The 10,533-nt window shown below is 72.1% G+C and carries 8 protein-coding genes; 7 read left to right on the top strand and 1 reads right to left on the bottom strand.

Features of this window, described 5'->3' with window-relative positions; genetic code table 11:
• Nucleotides 1–14: 14 nt before the first annotated feature.
• The 4 genes from DZF91_RS33620 (at nucleotide 15) to DZF91_RS33635 (ending at nucleotide 4,580) form a co-directional block, all read left to right on the top strand.
• Complete coding sequence (locus DZF91_RS33620) at nucleotides 15–812, top strand: ABC transporter permease (RefSeq protein WP_117361082.1); 798 nt, start codon at nucleotides 15–17, stop codon at nucleotides 810–812.
• On the top strand, nucleotides 809–1,894 hold the full coding sequence (locus DZF91_RS33625; RefSeq protein WP_117361077.1) for an ABC transporter ATP-binding protein: 1,086 nt from the start codon (nucleotides 809–811) through the stop codon (nucleotides 1,892–1,894). Before DZF91_RS33620 ends, DZF91_RS33625 begins: the two co-directional genes overlap by 4 nt.
• Nucleotides 1,895–2,068: 174 nt before the next feature.
• Nucleotides 2,069–3,889, top strand: a complete 1,821-nt coding sequence (locus tag DZF91_RS33630) for a phosphoenolpyruvate carboxykinase (GTP) (RefSeq protein WP_235834757.1) — start codon at nucleotides 2,069–2,071, stop codon at nucleotides 3,887–3,889.
• Nucleotides 3,890–4,013: 124 nt separating this feature from the next.
• Nucleotides 4,014–4,580 (top strand): DUF421 domain-containing protein, encoded by a 567-nt coding sequence (locus DZF91_RS33635; protein ID WP_117361078.1) that lies wholly within the window; start codon nucleotides 4,014–4,016, stop codon nucleotides 4,578–4,580.
• Nucleotides 4,581–4,758: 178 nt separating this feature from the next.
• On the opposite strand, the gene DZF91_RS33640 is transcribed toward DZF91_RS33635, so the two are convergent.
• On the bottom strand, nucleotides 4,759–6,270 hold the full coding sequence (locus DZF91_RS33640) for an FG-GAP repeat domain-containing protein (RefSeq protein ID WP_158588105.1): 1,512 nt from the start codon (nucleotides 6,268–6,270) through the stop codon (nucleotides 4,759–4,761).
• 295 nt (nucleotides 6,271–6,565) lie between these two features.
• Between DZF91_RS33640 and DZF91_RS33645 the strand changes: the two genes are divergently transcribed.
• The 3 genes from DZF91_RS33645 to soxR form a co-directional block, all read left to right on the top strand.
• Nucleotides 6,566–6,895, top strand: coding sequence for a hypothetical protein (locus tag DZF91_RS33645; protein WP_147341513.1), 330 nt, complete (start codon nucleotides 6,566–6,568; stop codon nucleotides 6,893–6,895).
• Nucleotides 6,896–7,699: 804 nt separating this feature from the next.
• Entirely contained in the window at nucleotides 7,700–9,808 is a 2,109-nt protein-coding gene (locus DZF91_RS33660; RefSeq protein WP_199487077.1) for a phosphocholine-specific phospholipase C, read from the top strand.
• Between the two features lie 188 nt (nucleotides 9,809–9,996).
• Nucleotides 9,997–10,533, top strand: a 537-nt coding sequence (gene soxR / locus DZF91_RS33665) for a redox-sensitive transcriptional activator SoxR (protein ID WP_117361081.1), incomplete at its 3' end; no start/stop codon positions are given.

Consider the following 10,533-nt stretch of genomic DNA (forward strand, 5'->3'; position numbering starts at 1 on the left):
TGCGCGGCGGGCGGGTGCGCGGTGCGCGGGCGGCGGGACGGCCGCCGGTCGTGCTGCTGCTGCCCGCGCTGGCCGGGCTGGCGTTCCTGGTGCTGCCGCTCGCCGGCCTGCTGGTCCGCGCGCCCTGGAGCACGCTCGGGACCCGGCTCGCGCAGCCGCAGATGCTGGAGGCGCTGCGGTTGTCCCTGGTCAGCGCCACGGCCGCGACGGTCCTGTGCCTGCTGTTCGGGGTGCCGCTGGCCTGGCTGCTGGCGCGGGTCCCCTTCCCCGGCGTCCGGCTCGTGCGGGCGCTGGTGACCGTCCCGCTGGTGCTGCCGCCGGTCGTGGGAGGCGTCGCGCTGCTGCTGGTGCTCGGCCGGCGCGGGCTGGTGGGGGAGTGGCTCGACGGCGCGTTCGGAATCACGCTGCCGTTCACGCTGCCGGGGGTGGTGCTCGCCGAGACGTTCGTGGCGATGCCGTTCCTGGTGATCAGCGTGGAGGGCGCGCTGCGCGCCGCCGACGCCCGGTTCGAGGAGGCCGCCGCGACGCTCGGCGCGGGCCGCTGGACGGTCTTCCGGCGCGTCACGCTGCCGATGGCCGCGCCCGGCGTGCTGGCGGGCGCGGTGCTGTGCTGGTCCCGCGCGCTCGGCGAGTTCGGCGCGACGATCACCTTCGCGGGCAACTTCCCCGGCCACACCCAGACCATGCCGCTGGCGGTCTACCTCGCGCTGGAGACCGACCCGCAGGCCGCGATCGTGCTCAGCCTGGTGCTGCTGGCGGTGTCGGTGGCCGTCCTGGTGGCCCTCCGCGACCGCTGGACGGGCGCCGCGTGAGCGCCGCGGGGAGTGCCGCGGGGCTGGACGCCCGGCTCGTCGTGCGGCGTCCCGGGTTCGACCTCGACCTGGACCTGCGGGCGGCGCCGGGCGAGGTGGTGGCGCTGCTCGGCCCGAACGGCGCGGGCAAGAGCACCGCCCTGCGCGCCCTCGCCGGGCTCGTCCCGCTCGCCGACGGCCACGTCCGGGTCGACGGACGGGACCTGACCGGCCTGCCGCCCGAACGGCGCGGCGTGGGCATGGTCTTCCAGGAGTACCTGCTGTTCCCGCACCTGTCGGCCCTGGAGAACGTGGCGTTCGGGCCGCGCGCGCAGGGGGCGGGCAGGCGCGAGGCGCGCCGCCGCGCGGCCGAGTGGCTGGAGCACGTCGGGCTGGCGGACCAGGCGTCGGCCCGTCCGCGCGCCCTGTCGGGAGGGCAGGCGCAGCGGGTCGCGCTGGCCCGGGCGCTGGCCGTCCGCCCCGGCCTCCTGCTGCTGGACGAGCCGCTGTCGGCGCTGGACGCCCACACGCGGCTGGAGGTGCGGGCGGCCCTGCGCCGCCACCTGGCCGGGTTCGCGGGCGCGTCGGTCATGGTCACCCACGACCCCCTGGACGCGCTGACCCTCGCCGACCGGCTGGTCGTCGTGGAGGAGGGGCGGCTCGTCCAGCAGGGCGCCCCCGCCGACGTGGCCCGGCACCCGCGCACGCCCTACGTGGCGCGGCTGGTCGGCCTGAACCTGTTCCGGGGGCGCGCGGACGGAGGAACCGTCGCCCTCGCGGACGGCGGCCTGAAGATCGACGCCGTGACCTCACCCGAGGGTGATGTTTTTCTCGCTTTCGAGCCGTCCGCCGTCGCGCTGTACCGGTCCCGGCCCGACGGAAGCCCCCGGAACCTCTGGAAGGCCCGTGTCACCGCGGTGGAGAGCCGCGGCGACCGCTTCCGGATCCGGCTGGACGTCGGCGGCGGGGAGGCCGCGCCCGGCGGCGGACCAGAGGTTTCGGCCGATGTGACGGCCGCCGCGGTGGCCGATCTGTCCCTGGCCGAGGGCGTCTGCACGTGGGTGTCCGTTAAGGCCACGGAAGTGCGGGTATACCCGGCGTGAGCGGGGGCATGAGCGGTCGTGCGAGGGGTGAGGCGCGGTCGATTCCCGGTGACTTCAATCACAAATGGGCTCGGCCCGCCCCGCAACTCCGGCGGATTGGTCCAGACCAAATGGAAAAAGCCGCGAGATTTGCTCATGATGCAAACATCCTGCGAACAGCTGAAGGAGTTGCCCGTGTCCAACCAGGAGATCCCCGGCCTCGACCAGGCCCCGACCAGTCACACTGAGCTCGTCGACTGGGTCCGTGGGATCGCCGAGCTGACCCAGCCCGAGCGAGTGGAATGGTGCGATGGTTCGGACGCGGAATGGGAACGCCTGACCTCCCTCCTCGTGGAGCAGGGCACGTTCAAGCGGCTCAATCCCGAGAAACGGCCCAACAGCTTCTACGCCGCCTCCGACCCGTCCGACGTCGCCCGCGTCGAGGACCGGACGTACATCTGCTCCGAAAAGGAGGAGGACGCCGGTCCGACGAACAACTGGATCGCGCCGGCCGAGATGCGCGCGACCTTCGCCGACCTGTTCAAGGGCGCGATGAAGGGCCGCACCATGTATGTGGTGCCGTTCTGCATGGGCCCGCTGGGCGGCAACATCTCCCAGCTCGGCGTCGAGATCACCGACTCGCCGTACGTCGCGGTCTCCATGAAGATCATGACGCGCATGGGCGCGGACGCGCTGCGCCTCATCGAGGAGCGCGGCGGGTTCGTCAAGGCCGTCCACAGCGTGGGCGCGCCGCTCGAGCCGGGCCAGCAGGACGTGCCGTGGCCCTGCAACTCCACCAAGTACATCTCGCACTTCCCCGAGACGCGGGAGATCTGGTCCTACGGCTCGGGCTACGGCGGCAACGCCCTGCTGGGCAAGAAGTGCTACGCGCTGCGCATCGCCTCGACGATGGCCCGCGACGAGGGCTGGCTCGCCGAGCACATGCTCATCCTGAAGCTCACCCCGCCGGAGGGCGAGACCCGCTACGTCGCGGCGGCGTTCCCGTCCGCCTGCGGCAAGACCAACCTCGCCATGCTGGAGCCGACCATCCCGGGCTGGAAGGTCGAGACCATCGGCGACGACATCGCCTGGATGCGGTTCGGCGAGGACGGCCGGCTCTACGCGATCAACCCCGAGGCCGGGTTCTTCGGCGTCGCGCCGGGCACCGGCGAGGGCACCAACGCCAACGCGGTGAAGACCTTCTACGGCAACTCCATCTTCACCAACGTGGCGCTCACCGACGACGGCGACGTGTGGTGGGAGGGCCTCACCGAGGAGCCGCCCGCGCACCTCACCGACTGGAAGGGCAACGACTGGACGCCCGAGTGCGGCGTCCCGGCCGCGCATCCCAACGCCCGCTTCACCACCCCGGCCGGGCAGTGCCCGATCATCGCGCCGGAGTGGGAGGACCCGAACGGCGTGCCGATCTCGGCGATCCTGTTCGGCGGCCGTCGCGCCACCGCCGTGCCGCTGGTGACCGAGTCCTTCGACTGGCAGCAGGGCGTGTTCCTCGGTGCGAACATCGCGTCGGAGAAGACCGCCGCCGCCGAGGGCACCGTCGGCGAGCTGCGCCGCGACCCGTTCGCGATGCTGCCGTTCTGCGGCTACAACATGGGCGACTACTTCGGCCACTGGCTGAAGATCGGCCGCTCGACCGACGCCGAGAAGCTGCCGCGCATCTACTACGTCAACTGGTTCCGCAAGGACGCCGACGGCAAGTTCATCTGGCCCGGCTTCGGCGAGAACAGCCGCGTCCTCAAGTGGATCGTGGACCGGCTCAACGGCAAGGCCGACGCCACCAAGTCGCCGATCGGGCACCTGCCGACCCGCGAGGCGCTCGACCTGGACGGCCTGGACCTGTCCGACGACGACCTGACCACCCTGCTCACCGTGGACCGCGAGGTCTGGAAGCAGGAGGCCGCCCTGGTCCCCGAGCACTTCGAGACCTTCGGCGACCACCTGCCCAAGGAGCTGTGGGACGAGTACGACGCCCTGGTGAACCGCCTGGCGGAATGACCCGCGTCCAGGCGAGCCGGTGACCGGGCGACCGCGTTGAGCGCCCGGACCGGGTGATCCCGTGACCGGACGGGGCCGCGTCCAGAAGGGCGCGGCCCCGTCCGCGTGACTAGGGTCGGGCGGTATGTGGCACGACCTGACGCACATCGAGATCCCCGTCGCCGACAAGGCCGTCCGCACCTTCGCGGTCTACCTGCTCATCGTGGTGCTGCTGCGGCTCGCCGGGAAACGGGAGCTGGCCCAGCTCAACGGCTTCGACTTCGTGGTGATGCTGCTGCTGTCGAACGTCGTGCAGAACGCGATCATCGGCCCCGACGACTCGCTGCTGGGCGGCGCGCTGGGCGCGGTCCTGCTGGTCGCCGCGAACGCGGTGTTCGTGCGCGTCGTCCTGCTGGTGCCGTGGCTGCACCGGATCGTGCACGGCAGGTCGAGCATCCTGGTGTGGAACGGGCAGTGGCGCGAGCGCACCCTGTTCCGCCTCGGCCTCGGCAAGCCGGACGTCGTGCAGGGCATCCTGGAGCAGGGCGGCGACGGCGTCCACGACACCCGGGTGGTGACGCTGGAACCGCAGGGTTCCCTCATCGTCCGGCTGCGGGAGAGCGAGCAGTCGTCCGACAAGAACGACATGGCCGCCCTGGCGGAGCGCCTGGACCGCATCGAGGCGCACCTGGCGGCGCTGGCCGCCAGGTGACCCTGCCGCCGCTGGCCGCCGGTGGATCCCCAGGCCTGAGCCGTGGGCTGTGAGGCGGCGGGCGATGACCGGCCTGGACCGCCCGCCGAACCTTCCGAGACCACCCCTGTCACCTTCACCGCGCATTCGTGAGCTGACGCAGCCACTGGAACGGTTGAGGCACACGCTTGCGGCGCCCTCAGGGGAGGAGGACCTGGCCGAAGCCGCCGCTCGGTCGCTGGGTCAGGCCTAGCTGGACGCCGCTGAGGGTGGTGCTGCCCGAGGTGCGCCCGCCGGGCAGGATGTAGAGGCGCCCGCCCGCCCGGGACGACCATTCGGGGGCCCCGACGGTGAGCTCGGGTTCTCCGTCGCCGGTCAGGTCGCCGACGGACAGCCCTCCGCCGAGCCAGCGCGCGTCCCCGCCGGAGGGCTGCGGCCGGCCGTCCGGCTCGACGATGTCGGCTTGGGCGGACCGGACGCCGGCGGGGCCGCCCGGCAGGACCGCGACCCTGCCGCCTTCGGAGACGACGACGTCCGCGGTGCGGTCGCCGGTCACGTCGCCGACGGCGAATCCGAGGGACGACGGCAGGTCGGGGCTCGGGACCTGATTCACGGGACCGGGAGGCAGGGGAATGGTGAACCTCTGCGGGTCGCCGAGGCCGGTGCGGGTTCCCGGCACCACCGACATCGACCGGCTCCCCTCCCGCGTCACCAGATCGGGCCGGCCGTCGCCGGTGACGTCACCGGCCATCGACTGGAGCCCGATCCGGTCCCGGCCGAACACGGTGGCCCGTTCGCTCAGGCCCTCCGCGCCCCCGAGCCGCAACTCGCCCCACTGACGGCGTCTCTCGCCCTCGCTCGACCAGTCGACCATCACCGCGAGGTCGGAGCGGCCGTCGGCGTTGAAGTCGGCGACCTGGAGGGATTCGTACGAGTCCTCGGCCCCGCGCCCGTGCGGCGGCCGGCGGATCAGCGCGCTCCGCTCGGCGGTGACGGGACGGTCCACCACGTCGCGGAACAGGTACAGATCGCCGAACGATCCCGGGGTCGCGGCGATGTCGAGCGCGCCGTCGCCGCCGAAGTCCCCGATCGCCACCGTGCCGAAGAAGCTCTGTGTCCGCTCCACGACCATCTCCACCGAGCGGCCGGTGAGGCCGTCCGCGCTCCCGTAGATGACCGTCACGGAGGCGGGTCCGAGCCCGTTGTAGCCGCCGTCCTGCCCGCCCACGACCAGGTCGTCGAAGCCGTCACGGTCGAAGTCGGCCGAACCCAGCGTCGTGCCGAAGACATGGTCGGGCCTGCCGCGGGTCGGCACGTCCAGGCAGTCATGGGTGATGACCTGGCGCCTGGCCGGGTCCGGACCGCCCGGGCCGCTGTAGACGACGGCGACGTAGGCGCCCGACCACCTGCCCGGGAGTGTTCTGCCAGGCGCGTCCGTCGTGCGGAATGGAACGGCGACCGCGGTGTCACGGAGGCCGTCGCCGTTGAAGTCACCGCCCCGGTCGACGGCCCCTGTGACGGGCCGACCTCTTCCGCGCGGCGCCCTCGGAGAGGGCGCCGAGGAGATTCCGCCGCCGTGCGGCGCGAGGACGCAGCCCGCTTCGAGGTCGGCGCTCTGCGCGATCGGGCCACTGCGGGTGATGTCACCGGCGAGGGTGAGCGAGGCCGCCGCCGCGAGGGCGGTCGCGGCCAGCGCGTTCCTCGTCCGCACGCTCGTTCCTCGTAACCGCTTCACCTGAGACGGACCTCCGACCAAGACTCGCCGTGTTTCTGATCATCCGCCATGAACCGGTAATCCGTCATAGGGTCTCGGGCTCGGACATCACGGAGAAGGGGGGCACAGGGGTGAGCACGCTGGATCTCGCCATCGACGTCATCGTGCGAGGCTCCCTCCTGGGCGCCGGCCCGACACCGCGGTTCACATCCTCGCCTGCGACGGCGACGTCGAGCGCATCATCGCCCCTTTGCCCGCCGAAGCCGTCGCATGCATGCCCACGGACCCGTCCGTGGACCAGCAGGGGGCTTTCGAGGCCGGTGAGACGGCCATCCGGGTCGCGGCCTTCACGTCATCGTTCGGCTTCCACGGCTACACCGCCGAGCTGGTGGACGTCCTGCCGACCGGCGACCAGATCGTGCGCGACTGCCTCAGCGCTCTCCCGATCACCCTCGACCAGGTCCACCGCGTCCCGAGCCGTGACGGCCTCCCGGCGATGCGCGCGTCACGTCGGGCCAAGAACCTCGTCTGCGCGGCCGCCCACCATCTGCCCGACCTCCGCGATCCTGCCCTGGCCGAACAGCTGCGCGCCTGGATCGCAGCGAAACCGAACCTCGTCTGAAGCCTGGGCCGGCGGCTGATGGCCGAGTCCTGCGTGCTTCCCGGTACATGACGGAACTCCCTGGCGCCACCGGACAGGACAGTGTGTGGAATTGCCAGCGCGAGCCCGAATACGAGCAGGCGACCCCGCGACGTTCGGGGACCTCTTCGATGAGCATGCACGAGCGGTGTACCGCTACGCGGTCCGGGGGAGGCCAAGAAGGGCATGATCACTGCCAACACCGCGGTCCTCGAGCGCGGCGTCGTGAACGAGGCCGGCCAGCTCCCCGGCAAGCCGTAGCCGACCGCCGCGGCAGCCGCACACCAGGGGGCGACTCCGGAGCCCGAGACGGCACGGGCGGCCAGGCCGAGGCCCGGCCGCCCGTGCCACTCCGTGGCTACACCAAGCCGTCTCTCAGAACGCGATCGAGCGCTGCCCGGCCCGCGGGTCCCCATGTCGGCTTGCCGCCAGGAAGACCCCGGTCGCCGTTCTGGCCCATGAGCATGAGGGAACAGGCTCTTCAAGGCGGCCAGACCGCGGGCGCGGAGCCAGGACCGGCAACCAGCGGCACTCCTTGCGCAGGAGGTCCGGGGCGTCGTCTCGGAGTGGGTCATGCGAAGCCAACCTACGTCGTCGTCCGGCTCGGCGACGCCCACACCGCGGTGACGGTCCGCGGTCCCGCGGGTCGCGGAACCCGCCGGCTCCGCGGCGTCATCTGGGCGTCCCTGTTCGTTCACGCCGTTGTCGATGCGCTGACCTGGGAGGACGTCCGGATCGCTGTCATGATCGTCCCGGTTTGTGCCGGGACGAGTAGATGGAGGTTCGGTGAGCACGCTGGACAGGCGGCGGTTCATGCAGCTGATGGGCGCGGGCACGGCCGCGGCGGGGCTCACGGCGTTCCCGCCCGCGGTGACCAAGGCGTTGGCGATGCCCGCGCTCGGACGCACCGGCACCATCAAGGACGTCGAGCACGTGGTCATCCTCATGCAGGAGAACCGCAGCTTCGACCACTACTTCGGCACGATGCGCGGCGTGCGCGGCTTCAGCGACCCGCGGCCCCACCTGCTGCCGAACGGGAACCCGGTCTGGCGCCAGCCCGCGGCGAAGGTCCACTCGGGGAGCTACCACTCGCGCGGCCTGGCCGACAGCGCCGTCGAGGTACTGCCCTGGTACGTGGACCCGCAGGAGCACACCGAGGCCATCCCCGGCACCAACCACGGCTGGAGCAGCGGGCACCTCGCCTGGAACGGGGGCCGCTACGACGAGTGGGTCAACCAGAAGCAGGACGTCCTGACGATGGGATACGTCCGGCGACAGGACATCCAGTACCACTGGGCCCTCGCCGAGGCGTTCACCATCTGCGACGCCTACTTCTGCTCGGTCCACGCCGACACCGCCCCCAACCGCATCTACCTGTGGACGGGCACGATCGACGCGCAGAACCGCCTCGGCGCCAAGCCGAACGGCCCGGGCCTCTGGGAGCGCAACGGCACCAACGGCTACACCTGGACGACCTACCCCGAGCGCCTGGAGAAGGCCGGGGTCAGCTGGAAGCTGTACCAGGGCGGCACCGGCATCCCCGGCGACGCCACGGACAACTACACCGACAACTCGCTGGAGTTCTTCCGCAACTACCAGCGCCAGGAGGGCGCGTCCGGCCCGCTGCCGGACAAGGGCGCGTCGACGCACACGCTCATCGAGTTCGTCGAGGACGTCAGGAACGGCCGGCTTCCGCAGGTGACGTGGATCGTCCCGCCGTCGATGTACTCCGAGCACCCGTCCTCGACGTCGACGAACGGCGCGTACTACATCAACAAGGTCCTGGAGGCGCTCACCTCCAACCCCGAGGTGTGGGGCCGGACGGTCTTCCTCATCAACTACGACGAGAACGACGGCCTGTTCGACCATGTCGTCCCGCCGATGCCCCCGTCCGCGAGCGCGCCGGACTCCGGCGGCGTCCTGTCCCGGTCGCTGACGGCGCACCTGGACGACGAGTTCATCGACCTCGACAAGTACCCGGGGGAGATGAGCCCGCTCGTCCCCGGCGCCGACCCGGGCGGCAGGCAGCCGATCGGCCTCGGCCCGCGCGTGCCCATGCTGGTCGTCTCGCCCTGGTCGCGCGGCGGCTGGGTGTGCTCGGAGACCTTCGACCACACCTCCGTGCTGCGCTTCCTGGAGAGGCGGTTCGGCATCCAGGAGCCCAACATCAGCCCGTGGCGGCGCGCCGTCTGCGGCGACCTCACCTCGGCGTTCGACTTCTCCAAGGGAGTCGACCCGCGTCCGGTGACCTTCCCCGTCCCGCCGCCGCGCGCGTCCAGGGGCAAGCCGTACCAGGTGTCCACCCCGCAGACCATGCCCGCGCAGGAGCGAGGCGTCCGCCCGGCGCGTCCGCTGCCCTACGACCTGCTGGTCAACGAGGTGGCGGGCAAGGACGGCCGGTTCACGCTGGAGTTCGACAACCGCGGCAAGGCGGGCGCCGCCTTCTACGTCTACGACCGCCTCACCCCGACCTCGGCCCCCCGCCGCTACGCGGTGTCCGCGCGCGACGCCATCTCCGACCACTGGACGATCGGCAGGGCCTACCACCTGGCCTACTACGGCCCGAACGGTTCACTCTGCGAGTTCGCCGGAGAGGCCGCCACCCACCTGACCGCCGAGTTCTCCCACGACAGGAACGGCCGCGTCATGGTCAGGCTCCGCAACACCGGCCGCACTCCGGTCGAGGTGACCGCCGCCAACGCCTACGACCGCGCCCGCGGAACCCAGAGGCACACGCTGCGGGCGCACGCCACCCACGTGTTCCATTGGAAGGTCTCCGACGCCCAGGGCTGGTACGACGTCAGCCTCAAGTCCGGCGCCTTCCTCCGCCGCTACGCCGGCCACCTCGAAAACGGCCGCCCCACCACCAGCGACCCCGGCCCGTCCCACCTCTGACCGCCCCCCGGTGCGGGCACCACCCGGCGCCCGCACCGGGTTCAAGGACTATGGGGTCGGGCGCCCCAGGTCCAGGCCCCAGAGGCTGCCGGCAGACCGGGGCTACGACCACTGCCGCCGCTGGCCGCCAAGTGACCCGGCCGCCGCTGGCCGCCAGGTGATCCTGCCGCCGCAGTAACCTCGCTGGTATGTCGAGGTTGGAGTTCCGCGTCCACGAACTGACCGTCGGGCAGCTCGCCGAGCGCAGCGGGGTGGCGGTGTCGGCCCTGCACTTCTACGAGTCCAAGGGGCTGATCAGCAGCCGCCGGACGGCGGGCAACCAGCGCCGCTTCACCCGCGACACCCTGCGCCGGGTCGCGTTCATCAAGGTCGCGCAGCGGGTCGGCATCCCGCTGGACCGCATCCGCGAGGCCTTGGCCACCCTCCCGGAGGAGCGCACCCCCACCGTCGAGGACTGGGCGCGCCTGTCCGAGACGTGGCGCGCGGAGCTGGACGACCGCATCGCGCAGCTGGAGAAGCTGCGCGACGACCTCACCGACTGCATCGGCTGCGGCTGCCTGTCCTTCCGCACCTGCGCGCTCGCCAACCCCTACGACCGGCTCGGCGACGAGGGCCCCGGGCCCCGCCGCCTGCTGGTCGAGCGGCACCGCGACCGCGCCAGGAACGGCGGCGGCACGAGCGGCAAGGCCGCCGGCGCCGCCACCGGCCCCTGCGCCGACATCTGC

This window comes from Actinomadura logoneensis, assembly GCF_003428695.1.
GTDB lineage: Bacteria > Actinomycetota > Actinomycetes > Streptosporangiales > Streptosporangiaceae > Spirillospora > Spirillospora logoneensis.

Coding starts and splice junctions, on each gene's coding strand:
- DZF91_RS33635 (WP_117361078.1), top strand. CDS start 4,014: ATGTGGCACGACCTGACGCACATCGAGATCCCCGTCGCCGACAAGGCC.